Origin of the sequence: Enterobacter sp. 61D5, assembly GCF_034107965.1 — a bacterium.
Classification (GTDB): Bacteria; Pseudomonadota; Gammaproteobacteria; order Enterobacterales; family Enterobacteriaceae; genus Enterobacter; species Enterobacter cloacae_M.
Map to the genome: position 1 here is coordinate 1 of NZ_JAWNFK010000027.1, position 22,573 is coordinate 22,573.

Here is a 22,573-nt window from a genome sequence, read left to right on the forward strand (position 1 = left end):
GCCACTGAAACTGAAGTAATCGAAGCGCTGCCACTCAGCGCATAACAGGCACATTACCGGACCGGAAGGCTGGAACTGAATTTACACCACCTTGACGGACTCAACCATCTGGTTTTGTCATAACATTCAGTTTAGTTTCTGGATTATAGTAGTGATAGACATCCTGATTCCATCGATATTTACCTGTAATTCTATTGATTAACGGATCGTCTATATGACTTTTTAACGCTTGTTCAAATGATTTTAATCCTTCTGCGTTTGGATTGCCGGGAACGTTGAAATCGACAGCATGTTTGAACTTTTTCTGTAGCTGTCGTGACTCGAAATTAACCAACGTTGAAGGGGGAGGGGAAGGCATTTTAGACAAGTTTGATAGTGTTTCTAACTCATTAGTAGGGGGTAATCTTCCGATGCCAAGTGCCGCTGCAACAGAGGCTCCGGTAATGAGTAGCCCTTTGTTATTCATGACCTGATTGTAACCTGCTGGCGCATCCCCGCCGAGTTGCTCTGCTGTCTTCTTGAATCCATCTATGTTGCCGTTATAAACGCCTCCCGCAGCCAAAAGCCTGCCCGCTGATTTACTGTTGATGGTTTTTGCAGCCTGAGCATGTTTTACGGGCGCTGACGGGCGAACGTAATATACCGGGCGTTTTAGTTGCCTTGATATGAGATAGCTCAGGTGGGAGTGAAGGAGCAAGGGCAGATCATGTTGGAGGTTGCCGGAGGCCGTCAGTACGCCCGCTAAGGCATGACCAGTCATGTTTGTTTTCAACAGAACGACCTTTCCGGATTTGATGTCGTCCAGTGCGTCACGGTATGCCATCCAGGGGCGCTGCCAGTGAAACGGGTAATAACGGCTGACAAAATGGCTGTAGTCCTGAGGCAAATTCCACTCCTGGATGTTCCGGTTTGGCAGGGTGGTATCCGCCAGATCACGCGCCGCATAGTCCGGGTGGATGATGTGGGGAATGTCCTCGAGATAAATATTGTCCAGTGACTTTGCCTGATAGTGATGAAGCATAATGTCCCTTTAGCGCTACCGTCGCGCATCGATTTTTAACTGATCGATGTTGAACAAAATTTAAGCCTATCCTTGAGCTTAAGAAAGGAAAGAAAGTAAATAATTGCGATGATGCTCGCAAAAAGCAGACCAGGCAACCCGCAATCAACAAAAACATGACTTTACCGCAAAGATCCCTATTTCCTGAATCCCTCTCGCTAATTCCAAATTTCCCCCGACCCAAAACCGCTGTATTTATATTCAGCCCTGTATAATGAGCACCAGAAATTACGCCGAACGGCAAAGGAAGTATCAAAGAATATTTAAAGAGAGAATTCGCGATATGAAGGTGCTTCAACACCCCCATACCGCTAACCACCAACAACTAAGATGGAGTTGAAAATGGCTGCGACGAATTTTAAGCCAGAGTTTACTGTTTGCAAAACAGAATCAGACGCTTTCACCGGCATGATTGAAAACCACGAGCTGGTACGCAAAAACAGTACCCGCCGTCTTCACGGCAACCAGCCCAACGCGGCGCCCGTCCATCCCCGCGCAGAAACGCCGCAGGACAGCGCAGCCTGTTGCGAACTGTATGCACGCATAGACATGAAATACCTTCTTCTGGGCGGAGACTGGTTAACCCGCGCGGGCTTTATCAACGGCATACCGGTAAAAATCCGCGCTATGAAAGACTGCATTGTGATTACCCCACAGCATACAAGAGAATTATGGGGATGCCTGGAAGGTATGAGCGTGGTGAATATAAATAAGCAGAAAGTCGCCCAGTGGCTGAAAACATTTCCGGGAGCGTTGAATGATACGGGAGATATACCTATGGTGAAGCGCGGAAATGGTCTGGCAGAGTAAGGATAATATCTAAAATATCCCTTCATTAATCATGTAAAGGGATTAATTAAAACGGATATGAATGCGCATGTCCGTTTTTTTTGAAATAATTTAACACCGCTGGTGTGTTCAATAAATCGGTTGTAACATTCCCGGCAAAGCGACAGGAAGGGCTGATTATGCTTCATGCAAAGTTAAAAAATAATATCCTGATGGGGCTGCCATGCCTCATTGCTTCCTTCTTTATCGTCCTGTTTCCTCTGGGAGGCTTACTCGATTACTTATCTCAAGCCAGCAATGATTTTTTAAATCGCACCGGTTTGGGGTTTGCTGATGGTGAAGCAGACCCATCATTCCTGTGGGTGTTGGGGGGGATGATGCTCGTCGTTACCGCTTTACTGATGTTCGTCCTCCGAAAGTTATGCAACCTGAAGCAGGGATGAAATATTTCATAGCCGCTTTCAAAACAGTTAAGCGGCTTCATGCCAGTCCCACGCAATTCGCCGCCCAACCGCAATCAACTCACCTGGTCAAAACACCGGCACCCCCAGCCCAACCTTCACCTCCCTCAAAGTCTCCTGCGTCACCCCCTGCGCCCGTTCCGTGCCGTGCTTCAGCATCGCCATCAGCTCGCCTTTATCCTGCATATACATCGCCCTCCGCTCCCGCATCGGCGCAATCAGCTCCTGCAGGCACGCTTCCAGTTCGTTCTTGCACGCCCGGTCCCCCAGCCCGCCCGCCTGATAATGCGCCTTCATCGCCGCCACTTTCTCCTTGTCCGGATGAAACGCGTCGAGGTACGTAAACACCACGTTCCCCTCAATCTGTCCCGGGTCGCTCACCTTCAGGTGGTGCGGGTCGGTGTACATCGCGCTCACCGCACGATGAATAGTCTCTTCGCTGGCCGAAAGATGCAGCGTGTTGCCCAGCGATTTCGACATCTTGGCGCTGCCGTCGATGCCGGGCAGGCGGCTGGTGTCGCTCAGCATCGCCTTGCAGTGGCGCAGCACCGGGGCGGGCAGCAGGCTGTTCATCTTGTGCACAATCTCGTTGGTCTGCTCAATCATCGGCAGCTGGTCGTCGCCGACGGGCACGCACTCGGCCTTAAACGCTGTGATGTCCGCCGCCTGGCTGATGGGATAGGCCATAAAACCGACCGGCAGCGAGCGGGCGAAGCCCTTCTGCGCAATCTCGTTTTTCACCGTCGGGTTACGCTCCACGCGGGCGACGGTGACGATGTTCATATACAGCATCGTCAGCTCGGCGAGGGCGGGCAGGGCGGACTGCAGGCAGATCGTGGTCAGGTTCGGGTCGATGCCCGCGGCGAGGTAGTCGGCCAGCACTTCGGGGATGTTGTCGCGGATCTTCTGCGGGTTGCTGCCGTTGTCGGTCAGCCCCTGCAGGTCGGCAATCAGCACAAACTGATTGTGCGTCTGCTGGAGCGCCACGCGCTGGCGCAGCGATCCGACGAAGTGGCCGAGGTGCAGCGGGCCGGTTGGGCGGTCGCCGGTGAGGATGGTGGGTGCGTTCATAAAGACTCCTTAATGGGCAGTTGCCGAAAGGGGTCTTAGAAATGTGAAAGCCGCCTTTCGGCGGCTATCTGAAAATGGGGAAAACTACTCCGAGCCGCCTTTAAGAAGGCAGCCACCAGCGGTTTACGGTGAGCACGGCGTAGTTTATGTTCATGCTTTTACCGTATCACGTCCGGCGCGAAAAACAAAAGGGCACGTCATGCTGCAATCACTCAACCATCTGACCCTCGCGGTCAGCGACCTGCAAAAAAGCGTCACCTTCTGGCACGAGCTGCTGGGGCTTGCGCTGCACGCCCGCTGGAATACCGGGGCCTATCTCACCTGCGGCGATCTGTGGGTCTGCCTGTCGTACGACGAGGCGCGCCGGTACGTACCGCCGCAGGAGAGCGACTACACCCACTACGCGTTTACCGTGGCGGAAGAGGATTTTGAACCGTTCTCGCAAAGGCTTGAGCAGGCGGGCGTCACCGTCTGGAAGCAGAACAAAAGCGAGGGGGCGTCGTTCTATTTTCTCGACCCGGACGGGCACAAGCTGGAGCTGCACGTGGGCAGCCTCGCCGCGCGGCTGGCGGCGTGTCGCGAGAAGCCCTACGCGGGCATGGTGTTTACCTCAGACGAGGCTTGAGTTGCGCACCTTCAGCCTGCCCGCCAGCGTCACGTGCGTGGCGGCATCTTCCTGATTGCACAGGTACTCCACCGCCAGCCGTCCCAGCTCGCTGTAGGGCAGCTGGATACTGGTCAGCGGCGGGGTGAGCTGTTCGGAGATCTTCTGGTCGTCGTAGCCCGCCAGCAGCATATCCTGCGGGATGCGCACACCGTTCACCGCCAGCGCCTGATAGCAGCCGATCGCCAGCCAGTCGCTGGCGCAGAAGATGGCGTCCGGGCGCTCGGCCAGTTCCAGCAGAGAGGTCGTCGCGGTAAAGGACTCGCTGAACTGCCAGTTGGTCTGGCGCACCAGGTCGTCGTCGCACGCGAGTCCGGCCTGCTGCAGCGCCGCCTGGTAGCCCGCCAGACGCTGGCGCGAGGCCTCCATCCAGCTCTCGCCGGTAATGTGGGCGATGCGCGTGGCCCCGCAGGCGATGAGGTGTTTAGTGACCTGGAAAGCGTTGGCGTAGTCGTCCGGGATAAACGACGGCAGCAGCGGCGAGCCGGGGTCGCGCTGGTTGAGCAGCACCAGCGGGATGCGGGTGCAGTCCTGGAACGCCGTCATGTCCACCAGCGTGGTGACCGGAGAGGCGAGAATAATCCCGATGCAGTTGCGCTTCTCCAGCTGGCGGATGATGTTTAGCGCCAGCTCGATGTCATCGCCGTAGTCGTAGACGGTGAGCAGGGTCTCGTTGCGCCACGCCGCTTCCCGCGCCTGGCTGATGGCGTCGATAAACGGGTCGAAGCTCTGCATGGAGCTCACCAGCAGGGCTATCTCCTCCTGGTTGCGCGGAGCGTGAACGGCGGGGAGGCGGTCGTAGCCGAGCTCGGTGGCGACGCCAATCACCCGCTGGCGGGTGTCGTCGCTGAGCTTGATGTTACGGGACTGGTTAAGCACCAGCGATACCGTCGCCTGCGACACGCCCGCCGCCCGCGCAATATCGTTCATCGTCACTTTCGTTTTTCGCTTCATCCGTCCTCTCCCTTTCGCGACTTCGCATCATACCCTAACCGCACGCTTTAGCGCCGTCGATCACGTTTCTCATTCATCGAAGCGTGAACTTTGTGAAGAGCATCGCTTTTCTTCACGCCGTGATTTGCGCATTTATCCCGCAGCTAATATTTATTAGCTAAATATTATCAGTGAGAGGACGCGTAATGAAAGAGCAGTGGAGCAGGGAGCAGGCACAGGCGTGGTATGAGCAAAAAGGCTGGCTGTGCGGGTTTAACTACCTGCCGTCGACGGCGGTGAACTGGACCGATATCTGGCAGGCTGAAACCTTCGATGCCGAAACCATCGAGCGCGAGCTGGGCTGGGCGGCGGAGGCGGGCTACAACACCCTGCGCATCAACCTGCCGTTTATCGTCTGGGAGCACGACCGCGACGGGCTGATGGCGCGCATCGACCGGTTTTTGACGATTGCCGACGGTCGCGGGTTCAGCACCATGCTGACCCTGATGGACGACTGCGGCTTCTCCGGCGACGAGCCGTACCTCGGCCCGCAAAAGCCGCCAGTGCCGGGCAAGCACAACAGCCAGGCGGCGGCGAGCCCGGGGCGCGATAAGGTGTGCGATCCCGACTGCTGGGCAGACATTGAGCGCTATATCCGCGACGTTGTCCGCCAGTTCCGCGAGGATAAGCGCGTGCTGCTGTGGGATCTCTATAACGAGCCGGGCAATCGCGGCATTTTCGCGACCGGCACGCAGGAGGTGCAGTACGACGCGAAGCTGGAGACCTGCGCGCATGAGTTGATGAAGCTGGCGTTCCAGTGGGTGCGTGAAGAAGACCCGACCCAGCCGCTCACCGTCTGCGCGTGGCGTCTGCCGCCGGAGGAGGAGGGCGAGACGTTCTTCCAGCATCCGCTGGACCAGACCGCGCTGGCGCTCTCGGACGTGGTGAGCTTCCACGCCTACACCCACACGGGCCGGATGACGGCGATTATCCAGCAGCTGCAACAGCTCGGCCGCCCGCTGTTCTGCACCGAATGGCTGGCGCGCCACGTGGGCAGCACCATCGAAGAGCAGCTCCCGCTGATGTACGCGGCGAAGGTTGCGCCGTACCAGTGGGGCCTGGTACGCGGCAAAACCCAGACGTGGCTGCCGTGGCCGGTGGTGATGAAGGAGTCCACGGACTACTGCCGCCTCTGGTTCCACGACGTGTTCGAGGAGAACGGCATTCCGTTCTCGCGCCGTGAAATCGCATTAATGCAGCAGCTGCGCAAGATCGCCCCGAAGGTTCAGGGCTAATAATATCGACCCGGCGGACCACCGCCGGGCAACCAGGCAGGCATATAACAATGGCAACGACAATGAAAATACCGTCTCGCGAGTTGTGGTCTTATTTTGGCTATGGTTTAGGTCAGTGTTTTAGCTTTGGTTTAGTGGGTTCGTTTATTAACTATTTTTACACCGACGTGCTGGGGATCTCGGCGCTGGCGGCGAGCACCATCTTCCTGATTGCCCGCGCGTGGGACGCGGTTCACGATCCGCTGTTTGCCAGCATCATGGACACCATTAACAGCCGGTTTGGCAAGTTTCGCCACTTTTTGCTGATCGCCCCTTTGCTAATCACCGGCGTCACGCTGCTGTCGTTCTATAAAATCGAAGCGGACATGACCACCAAAATCCTCTACGCCGGGGTGACGTATATCCTGTGGGGGACGCTGTACGCCATCTCCGATATCCCGTTCTGGTCGATGTCGTCGGTGATGACCAACGACTCCGCCCAGCGCACCCGCGCGGTGACGGCGGCGATGCTCGGGGTGAACGCGGGGATTGCCTGCGCCAACATCTTCTTCCCGAAGCTGGCGGCGTTCTTCGCCCAGTACAGCAACGATAAAGGTTATTTTATGGCGGCGCTGGTGATGATGCTGGTGGGCCTGCCGCTGATGCTCAACGGCTTTATGCAGATCAAAGAGCGCGTGCCGCCGAGCCCGGAAAAGGTGACCATTCGCGACACCTTCCACAACCTGCGCCAGAACAAGCCGCTGTTTATCGTCCTGCTGTCGTTCTTCTTCTGCGTGTTCCACAACGTGGCGGGCGGTCTTTATATCTACTTCTTTATCAACAACCTGGGCGACGGCAGCCTGCAGATGGCGATTGGCGTGATGGGGATTGTCGCGGCGGTGCTGTGCCTGGTCGCCCCGATGCTGACGCGCCGGATGCAGAAGCGGAAGCTGTTTATGATCCTCTGTGGGCTGGACGTGGCGGTGCGCGTGGTGATGTGGTTTGTCGGGTATCAGCAGGTGACGATGCTGTTTATTCTGCTCGGCCTGAGCACGCTGTTCGTGATGATGACCAACATCCTCACCTCGTCGATGATTGCCGACACCATCGAGTACGCGGAGTACCACACCCACAAGCGCTGCGCGGCGATCACCTTCTCCGGGCAGACCTTTACCGGCAAGATGTCGGTGGCGGTGGGCGGCGGGTTAATCGGCGTGTTCCTGACGATGATTGGCTACGTGCCGCAGGCGCAAATCCAGAGCGAAGGCGTGCTGTCGGGGCTGTTCTTCGGGATTTGCCTGCTGCCGGCAATAGGGTCGCTGATCCGCATCGTGTTTATGTCGCGCTTTACCTTCACCGAGGAGAAGCACGCGGAGATTTGTCGGCTGCTGGCGGAGCGCGAGCACGGCGTTGTGCAACGTGGTGAGCCTGGGCAGAAGCATGAGCCTACGCTTACGGTGAATTGATTAAGTAGCGCCCGCGCTGCGGGCGTTTCTTAAAGGCTACTTGATATCATGAAGCAACTTTAATAAAAGGCTTTCATCGGTAGATTTAATTTTCTGAAAATAAACAGGCTCAGCTATAGGAGAATCCCATTGGTGTATCTCATCCTTCTTAAACGGGATACATTTCATAGCGGTGTTTTTTAATCGTTTTATGCGAAGGTCATATTCGTCAAAGTTGTCTGGCGTAGTTTTCAGGCTCAGCGATCTGGCATGATTGATTTGCGTAGGGCAAATAAGCTGAATGTTTCCAAGCGAGAAAATGTTTACGCCGGTGATAAAGAATCTCGAAGGGATATCTTTATAATAACGTGTGTTCCATGTTAAACCATCAAACATCGCTGGTGGGTGAGTGTGAGTATCTATGTAATATTGATGTGTGCGCCAATCGCTTATGCCAGAAAGGTTCATGGTCATGTTAATGATCATATTGGGGGTGGGGCGGAAAATCATTGTCAGGACAAGCATGCTGACAGGAATAATGATTAGTGTATAAATGATTATTTGCAATAAACTTTTATTTTTCTTTTCATTTATCAGGATCATTCCTGGGAAAATACCCACAATAATCATCGCGACCGAGAGTGCAAGGAAAATGATAACCTGTAAGAACGTATTACTTTCTTCGTTAAAATCTAGCTGACCCGCGATAAAAATGAGTGGGAAGATTTGTGTAAAAGCAGGTGCAATCAATAACAGAGGCAGACAGTTCCTGACGGCCTTTTTCTGCAAATATTTTTCATCACGCGTATCATCAACATCCTTGTATGACTGAACGTTGAACATAAGCTTGTAGCATAAGCCATACGATGCGGCCAGTATTATGGCTATCGCTAAGGCAAGAACGATAAAACCATTTATATCCAGAAAAAATTGTAAGCAGAACGCTCCGATAAGCACAACGCACATCACAAAGCTATTACCAAAACAGACTGAGGTAAAGCTATGCGTCAAGCCTTCGTATTTAACAAACTCTTTCTCATGTGCGGTGTAAATTAAGTAAGTAAGGAAAGATGAGATAAAAATGACAAGGCTGAAGCCAAGTAGTGAGACAAGGGTAAACCCAAATATTATTCCTACTGCGCTACTCACGCTTAATGCATCATATAAAATATCAAGCCGGTCAATATTCGCAAGATAGAACCATATAACGCTAAATGTACAGGCTGTGACAAATGAAGAGGATGTTAAAATAGCGATGATAAACTTTCGGGTTAGCCGCTTATGAAACTGGATATTCATCTTATGTAGTCTCCCTTTGAAATGAAGGAATACTAGTCACAAGGGAGAGGGAGTTCTACGCTCAAATTTAGTATGCCGGGAAGTGCATATTCAGGCTGACGCCTTCTGGCGTCAGCCCCGGGAAATTACAGCGACTTCACAAACGCCAGCAGATCTTCGTTGAGCTGGTCCTGGTGGGTCAGCGCGAAGCCGTGCGGCGCGTTGTCGTACACCTTCAGCGTGGCGTTGTTGATCATCTCTGCCGCCAGCTTGCCGGTGCTTTCAAACGGCACGATCTGGTCGTTGCTGCCGTGAATCACCAGCGTCGGCACGTCGATTTTCGCCATGTCCGGGCGGAAGTCGGTTTCGCCGAACGCGGTCACGCAGTCGATGGTGCCCTTCAGGGACGCCAGCAGGGCGATGTTCAGCGTCTGGGTCAGGGCACCGGCGGAAACGGTCTGCCCGGCGTTAATGCCGTAGAACGGCGTCGCGAAGTCGCTGATGAACTGGGCGCGATCTTTACGCAGTCCGTCGCGAATGCCGTCGAACACGCTCTGATCCACACCCTGCGGGAAGGTGTCGGATTTGCCGAAGATCGGTGTCACCGCGCCCAGCAGCGCCAGACCGGCCACGCGCGCGCTGCCGTAGTTGTTGATGTAGCGGGTCACGTCGCCGCCGCCCATCGAGAAGCCCACCAGCGTCACGTCCTGCAGGTCCAGGGTGGTAATCAGGTCGTTGATGTCGGACGCAAAGGTGTCGTAGTCGTAGCCGTTCCACGGCTGATCCGAGCGGCCAAAGCCGCGACGGTCAAAGGCGATGGCGCGGAAGCCGCGCTCCGCCAGGTAGTTCAGCTGGCTGTCCCACATGTCGCCGTCCAGCGGCCAGCCGTGGCTGAAGAGAACCGGTTTGCCCGCGCCGCCGTCCTTGTAGTAAATCTGCGTGCCGTCTTTTGCCTTAAACGTTGCCATAGTGTGTTCCTGTGCAGGTGATGGTTATGGTTATACCGGCGCGACCAGGTAGCGAATTGCCGGTGATGTTGTGCCCTGATGAAAAGCCAGAACGCGGCTCTGCAGCAGGAGGTCATTCATGGTGTGGCGCTCCTGCTGGCGCAGATGCTCAATCCAGGAGCCCATCAGAAAGGTCTCGATAAACAGGCCGGGACGCTCGATATCTTCGTACACCGCCCAGCTCATCGCCCCGGCGCGGCGGCGCACCCGGCGCAGCTCGTGGACCGCCTCCAGGAAGGCCCTGGTGTTCTGCGGGTCGATGATGTACTCGTGCGACACCAGCACCGGTCCGCGCTCGTTCGGCAGGTCAATCTCCACGCCGTCCAGCGGCTGGCCGCTGAGGTCGAGGTTCAGGTCGGGATCTTTGCCCAGCTTCCAGCGGAGCACCGTCGCGCTCGCCAGCACCATCCCCAGCGTGGCGACAACCAGCGAGGTCGGGGTGCCGAAACGGGAAGTGATCTGCCCCCAGATGGCGCTGCCCGCGGTCATCGAGCCGAAGAACACCGTCAGGTAGACCGCCAGCGCGCGGGCCTTCACCCAGCGGGCGGCGCTGCGCTGCGCGCCGAGGTTCAGCGTTGAAAGCACCGCAATCCACGCGAAGCCGGTGAAGAATTCAAACAGGTTGAGCAGCCAGACGTGGCGCACGAACGCCAGCGCCAGCATGGTGAGAGCAAAGGTCAGGCTGGCGGCCACCATCAGCCGGTCGGCATTGAGCCGCTGGCGCAGGCGCGGCAGCAGAATGGCCCCGGCAATCGCTCCCAGGCCAATGCACGCCAGCATCACGCCATAGCCCGCCGGGCCTAAGCCCAGCTCGCGGCGCGCCACCAGCGGCAGCAGCGCCCAGCCCGCGCTGCCGAAAACGAAGAAGGCCACGGTGCGTACCAGCACGTTGCGCAGCACCGGCGCGGCGTGCACGTAGCGGATGCCGGAGCGCACCGCGGAGAAGAAGTGCTCCGGCGGCAGACGCTGAATGGACGGTGCCGGACGCCAGCGCCACAGCACCCACGCCACGCCGACCACGGAGAGCGCGTTCAGGGCAAACACCATCCACGGCCCGGCGAGCGACAGCAGGAAGCCCCCCAGCGCGGGGCCAATTGCCCGGCTGATGTTCACTCCGAGCGAGTTCAGCGCCACGGCGGCGCCCAGCTCCGGCTTGCTCACCAGATCGGGCACCACGGCCTGGAACGGCGGCGAGCTCATCGCCGCGCCCACGCTCAGCAGAAACGTCGCCACCAGCAGAACGGTGGGGGTGACGTGTCCGGTGAAGGAGAGCACCGTCAGCCCGGCGGCGGCGATGAACACCCACAGCTGGGAGAAGAGCAGGTATTTACGTCGGTCGACGATGTCAGCCATCACCCCGGACGGCAGAGCGAAGAGGAACATCGGCAGGCTACTGGCCGCCTGCACCAGCGCGATATCCAGCGGGTCGGCGCTCAGGGTCAGCATGCTCCAGTTGATGCCGACGTCGCTCATCCATGAGCCGACGTTAGAGACCACCGTGGCGATCCACAGCATGCGGAACACCGGCTGGCTCAGCGGCTGCCAGGGCGAAACCGTCGGTGCGGGCGTCGTCTCGACGTGTGCGTCGCGAACGTCGTTAACCTGGGTCATGTGAACCTCTCCGCTGTCTTACGCTGCAGCCGCCACTGGCCCGGCCCGGTGAGGGCGAGGGTGGTGAAGATAATCAGCAGCAGCCAGCCAAACTGCCCTTCGGCAATCGACCAGTTGGGGTGGACCGCCAGCATCGCCACCAGCAGCACGGCGATAATCGGCAGGCACGCCAGGCGGGTGTACACGCCCGCAATGATAAACAGCGGGCAAATCACCTCGGCGACAATCGCCGGGATCAGGCTCGCCCAGGGCCCGAAGCCGAACGGATCTTCAATGCGCGTCAGCTCTTCGCTGAAGTGCAGCACCTTCGGCAGGCCGTGCACGTACAGCAGCAGCAGGCTGCCGGTCAGGCGCAGGAAGAACAGCCCCAGGTCGACCCTGGGCGGAGCAAAGGTGTTTTTCATCAGAATGCAAAGCAGCTGCAGCCCAGCGCCCCCCAGAAAGCGTTATCGTCGGACACCGGCATCTCTGACGTGCGGGCGAAATCATGCTGGTGGCTGTGAACCCCGCACGGGCCGCTGCAGTGATGAACGACGCTCATCCCGACGCGGGTGGCCTGCGGCGGCGCGCTGCGGTAGTGGCCCGGCACCTTCACCACCGGGGACCACTCGGGCAGAACCGGAATGGCAGGCGGCGCGAGCGGGCCAAAGCTGCCTGCGGCGTAAACGATATCGCCGTTGACCACCGTCAGGACGGACTCGATGCCCTTGATCTCCTCTTCCGGCACGCGGAAGTAGTCTTTGCTCAGCACCGCCAGATCGGCGAGCTGGCCGACCTTGATCTGCCCCTTCTGGTTCTGCTCGCTGGAGAACCACGCGCTGCCCTGGGTCCAGAGCATCAGGGCGGTATCGCGGTCCAGACGGGCGCTGTGGTCGTACATCTGCATTCCGCCGACGGTGCGGCCGGAGACCAGCCAGTAGAGCGCGGTCCACGGGTTGTAGCTCGCCACGCGGGTGGCGTCCGTCCCTAAGCCCACCGGCACGCCGGTCTCGAGCATTTTCGCCACCGGCGGCGTGTGGCGGGTGGCTTCGATGCCGTAGCGCTCGGCAAAGTATTCCCCCTGGAAGGCCATGCGGTGCTGCACGGCAATGCCGCCGCCGAGCGCTTTGATGCGGTCGATGTTGGCCTGGGTAACGGTTTCCGCATGGTCGAAGAACCAGTGCAGGCCGTTGAACGGAATGTCGCGGTTCACCTTCTCGAAGACGTCCAGCATGCGGCTGATGGATTCGTTATAGGTGGCGTGCAGGCGGAACGGCCAGCGATGCTCCACCAGATGGCGCACCACGCGCTCCAGCTCGTCCTCCATGCCCGGCGCGAGGTCCGGGCGCGGTTCGAGGAAATCTTCAAAATCGGCGGCGGAGAAGACCAGCATCTCGCCAGCGCCGTTGTGGCGGAAGAAGTCGCTGCCCTGGCCAGGCGTGAGCATGTCGGTCCATTTTTCAAAGTCTTCCAGCTCGTGGCCCGGACGCTGGGTAAACAGGTTGTAGGCGATGCGGATGGTCATCTGCTTTTTCTCGTGCAGCTCGGCAATCACCTCGTAATCTTCCGGGTAGTTCTGGAAGCCACCGCCCGCGTCGATGGCGCTGGTCAGCCCCAGTCGGTTCAGCTCGCGCATGAACTGACGCGTGGAGTTGACCTGCTGCTCCAGCGGCAGCTTCGGCCCTTTCGCCAGCGTGGCGTAGAGGATCATGGCGTTCGGACGGGCGATCAGCATCCCGGTCGGGTTGCCGTTGGCGTCGCGCTGGATCTCGCCCCCCGGCGGGTTTGGCGTGTCTTTGGTGTAGCCGACCACCTTCAGCGCGGCGCGGTTGAGCAGGGCGCGGTCGTACAGGTGCAGGATAAAGACCGGGGTATCCGGCGCGGCGTCGTTAATTTCGTCCAGGGTCGGCATGCGGCGCTCGGCAAACTGGAACTCGGTCCAGCCGCCCACCACGCGCACCCACTGGGGCGACGGCGTGCGCAGGGCCTGCTCTTTCAGCATCCGCAGGGCATCGGCCAGCGACGGCACGCCTTCCCAGCGCAGCTCGAGGTTGTAGTTCAGCCCGCCGCGAATGAGGTGCAGGTGCGAGTCGTTCAGGCCGGGGATGGCGGTGTGGCCTTTTAAGTCGACCACTTTGGTGCCTTCGCAGTGGTGTTGCATCACCTCGGCGACGGTACCCACTTCCAGAAATTTTCCGTCGCGCACGGCAACTGCTTCCGCGACGGGGTTCTCGCGATCGACGGTGTGAAACTGGCCGTTAACCAGAATGAGATCGGCTTTACCGAGGGTAACCATAAACTGCTCCTGACTGAGAGGGGAATGGTCAGGATTATGGGAACCGGTTTCGGCAAAGATCCAGTTATACAATAGGATAGGTATACCAAAGTATAACTATACCTAAGGTTAACTATACGAAGAGATAATTACGCGCAGGGACGGAAAACCGCAGGATGAGGGTGACTTTATCGTCGCGGCGCTCGCGGCGATTTCACCCTTAACCACTGGAAAATGCTATGACCTCTTCAAAGCTCGAAGTGTTAACCCCTGCGAACTGTCAGATCATCTTTATCGATCACCAGCCTCAGATGGCGTTTGGCGTGCAGTCTATTGACCGCCAGGTGCTGAAAAACAACACCGTGGCGCTGGCGAAAGCGGCCAAAGTGTTCAACATCCCAACCATCATCACCACCGTTGAGACCGAAAGCTTCTCCGGTAACACCTATCCGGAGCTGCTGGACGTGTTCCCGGGCCAGGACATTCTGGAGCGTACCTCCATGAACTCCTGGGACGACCAGAAGGTGCGCGACGCGCTGCAGGCCAACGGCAAGAAGAAGGTGGTGGTTGCCGGCCTGTGGACCGAAGTGTGCAACAACAGCTTTGCCCTGTGCGCGATGCTGGAAGGCGATTACGAAATTTATATGGTGGCGGACGCGTCCGGCGGCACCTCCAAAGAAGCCCACGACTACGCGATGCAGCGCATGATCCAGGCGGGCGTGATCCCGGTCACCTGGCAGCAGGTGATGCTGGAGTGGCAGCGCGACTGGGCGCGTAAAGAGACCTACACCGCGGTGATGGATATCGTGCGTGAGCACTCCGGCGCGTACGGCATGGGCGTCGATTACGCCTACACCATGGTGCACAAAGCGCCGTCTCGCCAGAAGAGCGAGCACCGCACCTTAGCGCCGATCCCGGCACGCTAAGTTCCGCCGGCGGGCTGGTCCTTCATCCGGCTCGCCGCTGCCTCTTTCTCTGGAGTTCACAATGAGTACTGGGCTGATATCCCTTGCGGCAGGCGTGTTGATTGGCCTGATGTATGCCGTGCTGAAGGTGCGCTCCCCCGCGCCGCCCGCGCTGGCGCTGATTGGCCTGCTGGGGATGCTGGCGGGTGAACAGGCGACGCGACATCTGTTATCCCGCGACGCCGCGCCGCCGCCTCCGGTGACCGTTCCGCAGGCCAACTCGCAGACGGGAGCGTCGTCATGAAAGCATGGATAATTTCGCTGGTGTGCGGCGTGGTTGCTGGGGTAATTTACGCTCTGCTCGACGTCCATTCCCCGGCGCCGCCGGTTGTCGCCCTGCTTGGCCTGTTTGGCATGCTGGTGGGCGAACAGCTCATCCCGGTGGGACGGCGTTTACTGAGTCGCGAACCGCTTACCCTCGCCTGGTTTCGTCACGAATGCGTACCGAAAATCAGCGGCACGGCGCCTCCTGCGCCCGCGAAGGACGATCGCGACGTTTAATGATTTACCAGAGGAAAGACAGCATGACGCTGCCGTGGCGCATTGCCATCATTGATGACGAACGATCCGTCCGCAGCGGGCTGAGTAATCTCCTCGAGTCGGAAGGCTATGCCGCCGATACGTTTGATTCGGCAGAGGTGTTTCTGAGCCATCCGCTCGCCCTGTCCGGCGCGGCGCTGGTGATCACCGATATCAAGCTGCGGGGCATGAGCGGCCTGGAGCTGTTTGATAAGCTGCGGCTGCTGGCCGTACCGCCTCCGCCCGTGCTCTTTATCTCCGGTCATGCTGATGAAAATATGCAGCGGTACGCTCTTAATCTGGGCGCCGCTGCATTTTTGCGTAAGCCTATTAACATCGATATTCTGCTGGATCATATTCAGCGGGAGCTGGCCCGCCGACAATAAGGATCGCGGATGAACGAAAACGAGCAGCCTGCATTCTGGCCCGCCCAGGGGAATCTTCACCAGGGGCGGGTTTTTGTCCTTAAAGAGGATGTGATTTTTACCGTGCTGGCGCAGGAGGGCGGAATCGCCTGGATGCACGCGCGACATCCTCATTCCGGCGGTTCGTTCATTATCGCCACCGCGGTGAGCGACGAAGAGGAAGAGCGGGCCACCCGGCTGCTTAAAAACGAGTTTGCGCTGCGCGACGCGCTGCAGGACAGCTGGGCCATCCGCGCCGTTGCGTCCACCCAGTACCGGGGGCGCTTCGCGCTGGTGTACGCCCCGTTTTCGTTTGAGCTGCTGGCGCGGCGCGCGGGCAGGGCGATCTCGGGCATCACGCGCTTTCTCGAGATGGCGATCCAGATTTGCGTTCCCCTGCGCCAGATGCATCTGCAAAACCTGATCCACGGCGATATCAAGCCCGGCAGTATTTTTGTTCATCACGACGCCACCTGCCGTCTGGGCAGCTTTGGCCTTTCCAGCAGTCTTTCCGATGCCATCACCCAGACCCGGCTTGCCGTTTCAGGGGGCACGCCCGCCTATATGTCGCCGGAGCACACCACCCGCACCCAGCGCCCCGTCGACGGCCGCAGCGATCTCTACAGCCTCGGCATGGTGCTGTATGAACTCCTGACCGGACGCCTGCCGTTTGAGCTGGGGGAGGACGAGCAGACTAACTGGGCGCACTACCATATTGCCTCGGCGCCGCTGGCCCCGGACGCGATCCGCCCGGACGTGCCGGGAATGCTGTCGACCATCGTCCTGAAGCTGCTGGAAAAGCACCCCGATAACCGCTACCAGACGGTCGACGGATTGATTGCCGACCTTCGCCGCTGCCAGGCGACGCTGACCTGCGAGGGCGAGATCGTCGCCTTTACGCCCGGCCAGCAGGACCGCACCCCGGCGATCCATCTGGCGGACTCCCTCTTCGCGACGCATCCGCAGGCGAATGACGTTATTGCGGCGTTTGAGCGGGTGGGGCAGAGCCTGGTACCGGAGCTGGTGACGATCGGCGGGCCGTCGGGGATCGGCAAATCTTCGATCATCGCGACGGCGCTCAAAACGCTGCAGCAGCGTACGGTGCTGCTGGCTGTGGGCAAAGTTGATCAGTTTTCGCCGTCGCTGCCCTACGGCGTATTAAGCTCCGCGTTCCGCACCCTGACGCTGCACCTGCTGGGGCTGCCCGCAGAGGACGTGGCGAAGTGGAAAATCCGCCTGTCTCGCGCCCTGGAGGGGCACGAGGCGCTGGCCGTCAGCCTGGTGCCCGAGCTGGGCCTGCTGCTTGAGAGCAAGCCGCGCTTCTCGGCGGATACGTTTTCCATAGATGCCCGGGCGCGCTTCAGCCATATGGTGCTGGCGCTGGTAAAAACCTTTGCTTCGCAGGGCTGCCCGCTGGTACTGGTGCTCGACGACCTCCAGTGGAGCGACGCCGCCAGCCTGCACACGCTTAAATACCTGCTGATGAACTGCGGAGCTGTTCCGCTGCTGGTGGTGGCGGCCCACCGGGATATCAGCGCCGTGTCCGACGCCGCCCTGCAGGCGCTGCTGGCGGGCCTGCCGGAGGCGGCACGAAACGCGAGCGAGATTGTCCCGCAGGCGCTTTCCGTGAAAGCGGTGGCGCGCTGGCTGGCGACGGTATTTCGCACCCGCAGCGCGGCGACGACCGATCTCGCCACGCTGATCCACGAGAAGACGGGCGGCAACCCGCTCTTTGTGCACGAGTTTTTCCGCCGCATCGTGGATGACGGCCTGGTAGTGCACAACAAATATCAGGACAAGTGGCACTACGATCTGCAGGCGATCCGCGCCAGGCATTACACCGAAAACGTCGTCACCCTTGTGCTGGAGCAGCTCGAAGAGCTGCCCGACGAAACGCGCCGCCTGTTGGGCAGCATCGCCTGCCTCGGCGGCACGGGCGAGATGGAGATGATCTGCCGCGTGGTCGGCATGTCGATGGCGGAAATGCGCTATGCGCTGCACCCGGCGGTGATGGCCCAGCTCATCGTGCTGGCGGAAAAAAAGTACGCCTTCACCCACGACCGGGTGCAGGAGGCCGCCTTTGCGCTGCTGGATCGGCATGAGAGAAGCCATATTCACCTGACCACCGCCAGCCTGCTGGCCGACGCCGCGCGTCAGGCGGCGGGGAACGAGCTGCTGTTCCGCGCCGTTCACCACGTCACGGCCGCGCTGGACAGCATCCAGCCCGCCCCGCAGCGCGAGATGTTCCGCGAGCTGAGCCTGCTGGCCGCGCGGCGCGCGAAGCGTTCGGGAGATTACCTTTCGGCGCTCGGCTATATCCAGACCGCCAGAGCGCTGGGCAACGCCGGGACGGTATCGGACTTTATGCTCGATATCGAAGAGGCGGGCTGCGAGTTTGCGCTGGGGTATCTGGAGCGCACCCGCGAGCTGTGTGACGCCATTCTCGGCTGCCCCGGCGGGCTGACCGAAAAGGCGCTGGCGGCCAACCTGCTGGTGGAGGTGTACATTCGCCAGTCGGATAGCCGCCTGGCGCTGGAGGCGGCGCTCTGCTGGCTGGGGATTTTCGGGATCCAGATTAGCCGCTATCCGGAAGATGCCGACTGCGACGAGGCCTGGGCGCTCTTTTGCAACCGCACGGCCGACGCGCCGCAAAACCTGTTTGCCCAGCTGTCGCGGTTGGATAACCCGGAAACCGAAGCGGTGATGAACCTGCTCTACAGCGCCAGCATTTGCGCCAGCTTCATCTGCCCGCGCCTGCACTTTTTGCTGCTCTGCCGCATGATGCACCTGACCCTCGACCACGGCATTACCGGCGCCTCCACCACGGCGATGGCCTGGTTTGGCGTGCTGATTGGCCACCGCTACGCCGAGTACCGCCTCGGGTTCCAGTACGGCACCCTTGCCCGCGAGCTGGTGAATCGCCACGGCTACGATGCGTTCGAAGCCAAAACCCTGCTGCCGCTCGACCAGCTCAGCGTCTGGACCCAGCCTTTATCGTTTACCATCGAATGCGCGAAGGCCTGCTTCACCTCGGCGGTGACCCACGGGGATATGACGATGGCCTGCTTTGCGGCCTGCCACCAGGTGATTAACTTCCTCTCGCGGGGCGATCACCTGGACGGGGTGTTGACCAGCATCGAGCGCGGCCTGGCGTTCGTGCGTAAAACCCACTTCCAGGACGTGGAGACCATTCTGATGGTCCAGCGCGGCTACGTTGAGTTCCTGCGCACGCCGGTCATCGGCACCTGGACCGCGTCGCAGGTGCTGCCGGAGGCGCTGCTTCCCGCGTCGCCGGAGCAGGCGCCGGAGAAGAACGCCACCATGCTGTTCTGGTACTGGCTGTATCGCGGCATGGCGCACTTTACCTGCGGCGAATATGCCGACGCGCAGGCGGATCTTGAGATGGCGGGCTGGTACGCGTGGTCTGCGCCGGGCCACATCCATCTGCTGGATTACCATCTTTACAGCGCCATGGCGCTGTCACGTCAGCTAACGCCGGAGACCTTCTCGGCGAACCACCGCCGAAGCATTCACGCCCACTACGACAAAATCGCCCTCTGGGCGCGCGTTAATCCCGGCACGTTCGCGGATAAAGAGGCGCTGATCTACGCCGAAATCGTGCGTCTGGACGGGATGAACAGCATTGCGCTCGAGCAGTATGAGAAGGCGGCGCGGCTCTCACGCGAGGGCGGGTTTAACCCGATCAACGCTCTGGCCCACGAGCTGGCGGGCCGGTTCGCGCTGGCCTGCGGTTACCCAACCGCGTCGGACGCGCACTTCCGCGGCTCGATTGCCGCCTGGGGACGCGCGGGTGCGCAGGCCAAGGTGCGCCAGCTGGAGCAGGATTTCCCGCACCTGCTGGCCTCCGGGCAGGCCAGCGCCTACGACACGGTGGCGTTCGCCCAGAATGAGACCATCCGCGATCTGCAAAGCGTCATCAAAGCCTCCCGCGCGCTGTCGGAAGAGATTAACCTTGAGCGCTTAATCGAAAACCTGATGACCATCCTGCTCGAACGCGCCGGGGCGCAGCGCGGCCTGCTGCTTCGCGTGAGCGAGAGCCTCATCCCGGAGATCGAGGCCAGCGCCTGGACCAGCACCGAGGGCGTGCGGGTGCGGATCCTGAAAGACGTGCCGACGGCGACCGACCTGCCGCTGTCGGTGCTGGCGGCGGTGATCCGCACCGGGCAGGAGATCCGCACCGGCAGGCCGGAGGAGTTTCATCCCTTCAGCCAGGACCCCTATCTGGTGACCTCGGGGGCGGCGGTGATGTGCGTCCCGATGTTCAAACAGGCGCGGCTGGTGGGCGTGCTGTACCTGGAAAACCGCCTGATGCCGGAGGTCTTCACCGCCGAGCACTCGCGCGTGGTGAGCCTGCTGGGCGCGCAGGCCGCGGTATCCCTTGAGACGGCGCGGCTGTACGCCGAGCTGCTGGCGGAAAACATCCAGCGCCGACGGGTGGAGAAAGAGCTGCGATCCAGCCAGACCTCGCTGATGCTCGGCGAGCAGATCAGCCACACCGGCAGCTGGCGCTGGGAGCTGGAGCAGGATCTGATGTTTGTCTCGGAAGAGTACGCCCGCATTCTGGGCCTGCCCGAACGGCAAAAGACGATCTCCATGGCGGAGTTTTTGACCTTCGTTCATGAGGACGATTACGCCCGCATCAGCGCCATCGTCACCGAGAGCGTGCGCGACGGGCTCTCCATGCGCGCGGAGTTTCGGGTTAAGCGTACCGACGGCTCAACCCGCTACATCCTCGGGATTGGCGATCCGGTGGGCGTGGGCAGCGAGGTGAATGAGTATTACGGCATCATCACCGATATCACCAGCCAGCGCGCCGCGGAGGATGCCATGCGGGTCGCGCAGGCGGATCTGGCGCGGGTGTCCCGGGCCACCACCGTCGGACAGCTGACCTCCTCCATTGCCCACGAGATCAATCAGCCGCTGATGTCGATCGTCTCGAACGCCGGGGCGAGCCTGCGCTGGCTCAACCGCGAGCCCGCCCGGCTGGATAAAGTGCGCGAAGGGCTGGAGGAGATCGCCGCGGAAGGCGCGCGGGCGGGGGAGATCATTCGCAGCATTCAGTCCCTGACCCGCAAGCAGGATCCAACGTTCTCGCGCATCGACATGCACTACCTGATCCACCATATCATCACGCTCTCGCGCAGCGAGCTGGAGCAGAGACACATTAGCGTGGATTATCTGTTAAAGGCGCAGGACAGCTTTATCACCGGCGACAGCGTGCAGATCCAGCAGGTGCTGCTCAATCTGGTGATGAATGCGGTAGAGGCGATGGCCGAGGTGAAGGATCGCGCCAGCACCATCACCCTCAGCACCGCCAACGCGGACGGGAAAGTGATCGTCGAGATCGCCGATACCGGGAGCGGCATTGAACCTGAGCGGCTGGAGAAGATTTTTGACTCGTTCTACTCCACCAAAGCGCAGGGGATGGGGATGGGGCTGACCATCAGCGCCAGCATCATCGAGCGCCACTGCGGGAAGATGAGCGCGCGCCGCCGCGAGCCGTACGGCACGGTGTTCGCATTTGCGCTGCCGCTGACAGCGCAGGAAGGATAAACGTTACTCCGCTGGCTGGCTATTGGTCAGGCGCTCAACGGCCCTGACCAGCTCCGCCACGGAGCGCACCTGCATTTTCTCCATCACGCGGCGGCGGTGCACCTTAACCGTGATCTCGCTGACGCCCAGCTCGGCGGCAATCTGCTTGTTCAGCATGCCGCTTATCGCCAGCGTCAGCACCTCGTGCTCGCGCGGGGTGAGGGACATGTGGCGCTGCTTCAGAGCGTAGTGTTCTTTATTGCGCGCAGCGTTGTGTTCCGCCAGCTGAAGCGCGGACTCAATGGCGTCGATAAGCGCAATGGATTCGACGGGCTTGGTGAGAAATTCGTACGCGCCGCCTTTAATGGCGCGCACCGACATCGGGATAGTGCCGTGGCCGGTAAGAAAAATAATCGGGATTTCGCGCCCGCTGTCCTTAAGGGCGTCAGCCACCTCAAAGCCAGAGATGACGGGCATTTGCATATCGAGGACCACGCACGACGGGAGCTCTTCAAAGCGGTGTTGAAGAAACGCTTCTGCCGATGAAAAGCCGACGGCGTTCAGGTCCGCCGAATCCAGCAGCCCGATCACGGACTGCCTGACCGCGTCATCGTCATCAACCACATACACAATGTGTTCCATTCACCGCCCCGGTGCTGATTTACATGTCGAGGATGCAAACAATCCCGCCGGTTACGTAAGGGACTGTTTATGCTGACTTTCATCTTAACACATTAACTATCATTATCATTTAACAATATGATAACCGTATGAAGATGAAGTATAGCGATCCCTGACCGGAGCGGTTAAGGAACGAAACGCTGATTTTATGCACCCACAAGCTCAATGCGGTTGCCGTCCGGATCCGCGATCACCGCTTCATAGAAGCCGTCCCCGGTCATGCGCGGGGCGCTGAGCAGCGTGCCGTTTGCCTGTGCACGTTCGGCCATGCTGTCGACCTGCGCTTTGCTGCCGACGTTGATGGCGATATGCGCCCAGCCGATAAACTCCGGGTGCGCAGGGGCGTCGGGCAGATCCGGCAGCGTCATCAGCTCGATGGTCGGCCCGTCATCCAGCATAATAAAGTGTGATTCGAAACCGGGACGATTTTTACTGACGTAGCGTTCGTTATTGCGGCCACCAAACACCGTTTCCCAGAACTGAACCTGCGCGTTCAGGCTGCGGGTCCAGAGTGCGACATGGGCAATATTCATAAGCTCCCTCGTTATTTGTCTGTGAGGACTTTCACCGGTAAAACAGGCTACACTCTGGTTTTGAGCGCGAC

Annotated in this window: 20 protein-coding genes; 10 read left to right on the forward strand and 10 right to left on the reverse strand. The window is 59.6% G+C overall.

Features of this window, described 5'->3' with window-relative positions; genetic code table 11:
* Positions 1–100: 100 nt before the first annotated feature.
* Positions 101–1,021 (reverse strand): colicin D domain-containing protein, encoded by a 921-nt coding sequence (locus tag UTM25_RS21205; RefSeq protein ID WP_320715303.1) that lies wholly within the window; start codon positions 1,019–1,021, stop codon positions 101–103.
* A gap of 381 nt (positions 1,022–1,402) precedes the next feature.
* On the opposite strand from UTM25_RS21205, the gene UTM25_RS21210 reads away from it, so the two are divergent.
* Positions 1,403–1,870, forward strand: coding sequence for a SymE family type I addiction module toxin (locus UTM25_RS21210; RefSeq protein WP_194400936.1), 468 nt, complete (start codon positions 1,403–1,405; stop codon positions 1,868–1,870).
* 158 nt (positions 1,871–2,028) lie between these two features.
* A complete protein-coding gene (locus tag UTM25_RS21215) occupies positions 2,029–2,292 on the forward strand; it encodes a hypothetical protein (RefSeq protein WP_194400934.1) in 264 nt (87 codons plus the stop codon).
* A gap of 87 nt (positions 2,293–2,379) precedes the next feature.
* Here UTM25_RS21215 and trpS read toward each other — a convergent pair whose 3' ends face one another.
* On the reverse strand, positions 2,380–3,381 hold the full coding sequence (gene trpS, locus UTM25_RS21220; RefSeq protein ID WP_194400932.1) for a tryptophan--tRNA ligase: 1,002 nt from the start codon (positions 3,379–3,381) through the stop codon (positions 2,380–2,382).
* A gap of 199 nt (positions 3,382–3,580) precedes the next feature.
* Between trpS and fosA the strand changes: the two genes are divergently transcribed.
* Positions 3,581–4,006 (forward strand): FosA/FosA2 family fosfomycin resistance glutathione transferase, encoded by a 426-nt coding sequence (fosA, locus tag UTM25_RS21225; protein WP_194400930.1) that lies wholly within the window; start codon positions 3,581–3,583, stop codon positions 4,004–4,006.
* Here the strand turns inward: fosA and UTM25_RS21230 are convergent.
* Entirely contained in the window at positions 3,992–4,999 is a 1,008-nt protein-coding gene (locus UTM25_RS21230; protein WP_194400928.1) for a LacI family DNA-binding transcriptional regulator, read from the reverse strand. The genes fosA and UTM25_RS21230 overlap by 15 nt on opposite strands.
* A gap of 185 nt (positions 5,000–5,184) precedes the next feature.
* Here UTM25_RS21230 and UTM25_RS21235 point away from each other — a divergent pair, with 185 nt between their 5' ends.
* A complete protein-coding gene (locus UTM25_RS21235) occupies positions 5,185–6,273 on the forward strand; it encodes a cellulase family glycosylhydrolase (protein WP_194400926.1) in 1,089 nt (362 codons plus the stop codon).
* Between the two features lie 50 nt (positions 6,274–6,323).
* Entirely contained in the window at positions 6,324–7,718 is a 1,395-nt protein-coding gene (locus tag UTM25_RS21240) for an MFS transporter (protein ID WP_223535099.1), read from the forward strand.
* A gap of 36 nt (positions 7,719–7,754) precedes the next feature.
* Here UTM25_RS21240 and UTM25_RS21245 read toward each other — a convergent pair whose 3' ends face one another.
* The 5 genes from UTM25_RS21245 to UTM25_RS21265 all read right to left on the reverse strand — a co-directional run bounded on the left by UTM25_RS21245 (position 7,755) and on the right by UTM25_RS21265 (position 13,868).
* Positions 7,755–8,996 carry a hypothetical protein gene (locus UTM25_RS21245; protein WP_233469406.1) on the reverse strand — a complete coding sequence of 414 codons (1,242 nt, stop codon included), beginning with the start codon at positions 8,994–8,996 and terminating at the stop codon, positions 7,755–7,757.
* Positions 8,997–9,121: 125 nt separating this feature from the next.
* Positions 9,122–9,943 carry an alpha/beta fold hydrolase gene (locus UTM25_RS21250; protein ID WP_194400924.1) on the reverse strand — a complete coding sequence of 274 codons (822 nt, stop codon included), beginning with the start codon at positions 9,941–9,943 and terminating at the stop codon, positions 9,122–9,124.
* A 30-nt stretch (positions 9,944–9,973) separates the two neighbouring features.
* A complete protein-coding gene (locus UTM25_RS21255) occupies positions 9,974–11,593 on the reverse strand; it encodes an MFS transporter (RefSeq protein ID WP_320715308.1) in 1,620 nt (539 codons plus the stop codon).
* The gene (locus UTM25_RS21260; protein WP_194400920.1) at positions 11,590–11,997 is read right to left on the reverse strand and encodes a DoxX family protein; all 408 of its coding nucleotides are present in this window, start codon (positions 11,995–11,997) and stop codon (positions 11,590–11,592) included. The genes UTM25_RS21255 and UTM25_RS21260 overlap by 4 nt, the downstream gene beginning before the upstream one ends.
* A complete protein-coding gene (locus UTM25_RS21265) occupies positions 11,997–13,868 on the reverse strand; it encodes an amidohydrolase (protein ID WP_194400919.1) in 1,872 nt (623 codons plus the stop codon). The genes UTM25_RS21260 and UTM25_RS21265 overlap by 1 nt, the downstream gene beginning before the upstream one ends.
* 218 nt (positions 13,869–14,086) lie before the next feature.
* Here UTM25_RS21265 and UTM25_RS21270 point away from each other — a divergent pair, with 218 nt between their 5' ends.
* The 5 genes from UTM25_RS21270 (at position 14,087) to UTM25_RS21290 (ending at position 21,309) form a co-directional block, all read left to right on the forward strand.
* Positions 14,087–14,773, forward strand: coding sequence for a hydrolase (locus UTM25_RS21270; protein WP_194400917.1), 687 nt, complete (start codon positions 14,087–14,089; stop codon positions 14,771–14,773).
* A gap of 61 nt (positions 14,774–14,834) precedes the next feature.
* Positions 14,835–15,056 (forward strand): DUF1427 family protein, encoded by a 222-nt coding sequence (locus tag UTM25_RS21275; protein ID WP_194400915.1) that lies wholly within the window; start codon positions 14,835–14,837, stop codon positions 15,054–15,056.
* Positions 15,053–15,313, forward strand: coding sequence for a XapX domain-containing protein (locus UTM25_RS21280; RefSeq protein WP_010427264.1), 261 nt, complete (start codon positions 15,053–15,055; stop codon positions 15,311–15,313). The genes UTM25_RS21275 and UTM25_RS21280 overlap by 4 nt, the downstream gene beginning before the upstream one ends.
* Positions 15,314–15,336: 23 nt before the next feature.
* Positions 15,337–15,717 carry a response regulator transcription factor gene (locus tag UTM25_RS21285; protein ID WP_059445718.1) on the forward strand — a complete coding sequence of 127 codons (381 nt, stop codon included), beginning with the start codon at positions 15,337–15,339 and terminating at the stop codon, positions 15,715–15,717.
* A 9-nt stretch (positions 15,718–15,726) separates the two neighbouring features.
* The gene (locus tag UTM25_RS21290) at positions 15,727–21,309 is read left to right on the forward strand and encodes an ATP-binding protein (RefSeq protein WP_194400913.1); all 5,583 of its coding nucleotides are present in this window, start codon (positions 15,727–15,729) and stop codon (positions 21,307–21,309) included.
* Between the two features lie 3 nt (positions 21,310–21,312).
* Here the strand turns inward: UTM25_RS21290 and UTM25_RS21295 are convergent, their stop codons facing one another.
* Together UTM25_RS21295 and UTM25_RS21300 are read right to left on the reverse strand one after the other, a co-directional pair.
* A complete protein-coding gene (locus UTM25_RS21295; protein WP_194400911.1) occupies positions 21,313–21,930 on the reverse strand; it encodes a response regulator transcription factor in 618 nt (205 codons plus the stop codon).
* 185 nt (positions 21,931–22,115) lie between these two features.
* Positions 22,116–22,502: a VOC family protein gene (locus tag UTM25_RS21300; protein WP_194400909.1), complete on the reverse strand. Its 387-nt coding sequence runs from the start codon at positions 22,500–22,502 to the stop codon at positions 22,116–22,118.
* Positions 22,503–22,573: the final 71 nt, after the last annotated feature.

Coding starts and splice junctions, on each gene's coding strand:
- UTM25_RS21300 (WP_194400909.1), bottom strand. CDS start 22,502: ATGAATATTGCCCATGTCGCACTCTGGACCCGCAGCCTGAACGCGCAG.
- UTM25_RS21245 (WP_233469406.1), bottom strand. CDS start 8,996: ATGAATATCCAGTTTCATAAGCGGCTAACCCGAAAGTTTATCATCGCT.
- UTM25_RS21295 (WP_194400911.1), bottom strand. CDS start 21,930: ATGGAACACATTGTGTATGTGGTTGATGACGATGACGCGGTCAGGCAG.
- UTM25_RS21205 (WP_320715303.1), bottom strand. CDS start 1,021: ATGCTTCATCACTATCAGGCAAAGTCACTGGACAATATTTATCTCGAG.
- UTM25_RS21260 (WP_194400920.1), bottom strand. CDS start 11,997: ATGAAAAACACCTTTGCTCCGCCCAGGGTCGACCTGGGGCTGTTCTTC.
- UTM25_RS21275 (WP_194400915.1), top strand. CDS start 14,835: ATGAGTACTGGGCTGATATCCCTTGCGGCAGGCGTGTTGATTGGCCTG.
- UTM25_RS21250 (WP_194400924.1), bottom strand. CDS start 9,943: ATGGCAACGTTTAAGGCAAAAGACGGCACGCAGATTTACTACAAGGAC.
- UTM25_RS21280 (WP_010427264.1), top strand. CDS start 15,053: ATGAAAGCATGGATAATTTCGCTGGTGTGCGGCGTGGTTGCTGGGGTA.
- trpS (WP_194400932.1), bottom strand. CDS start 3,381: ATGAACGCACCCACCATCCTCACCGGCGACCGCCCAACCGGCCCGCTG.
- UTM25_RS21285 (WP_059445718.1), top strand. CDS start 15,337: ATGACGCTGCCGTGGCGCATTGCCATCATTGATGACGAACGATCCGTC.
- UTM25_RS21215 (WP_194400934.1), top strand. CDS start 2,029: ATGCTTCATGCAAAGTTAAAAAATAATATCCTGATGGGGCTGCCATGC.
- UTM25_RS21265 (WP_194400919.1), bottom strand. CDS start 13,868: ATGGTTACCCTCGGTAAAGCCGATCTCATTCTGGTTAACGGCCAGTTT.
- UTM25_RS21270 (WP_194400917.1), top strand. CDS start 14,087: ATGACCTCTTCAAAGCTCGAAGTGTTAACCCCTGCGAACTGTCAGATC.
- UTM25_RS21290 (WP_194400913.1), top strand. CDS start 15,727: ATGAACGAAAACGAGCAGCCTGCATTCTGGCCCGCCCAGGGGAATCTT.
- UTM25_RS21210 (WP_194400936.1), top strand. CDS start 1,403: ATGGCTGCGACGAATTTTAAGCCAGAGTTTACTGTTTGCAAAACAGAA.
- UTM25_RS21255 (WP_320715308.1), bottom strand. CDS start 11,593: ATGACCCAGGTTAACGACGTTCGCGACGCACACGTCGAGACGACGCCC.
- fosA (WP_194400930.1), top strand. CDS start 3,581: ATGCTGCAATCACTCAACCATCTGACCCTCGCGGTCAGCGACCTGCAA.
- UTM25_RS21230 (WP_194400928.1), bottom strand. CDS start 4,999: ATGAAGCGAAAAACGAAAGTGACGATGAACGATATTGCGCGGGCGGCG.
- UTM25_RS21240 (WP_223535099.1), top strand. CDS start 6,324: ATGGCAACGACAATGAAAATACCGTCTCGCGAGTTGTGGTCTTATTTT.
- UTM25_RS21235 (WP_194400926.1), top strand. CDS start 5,185: ATGAAAGAGCAGTGGAGCAGGGAGCAGGCACAGGCGTGGTATGAGCAA.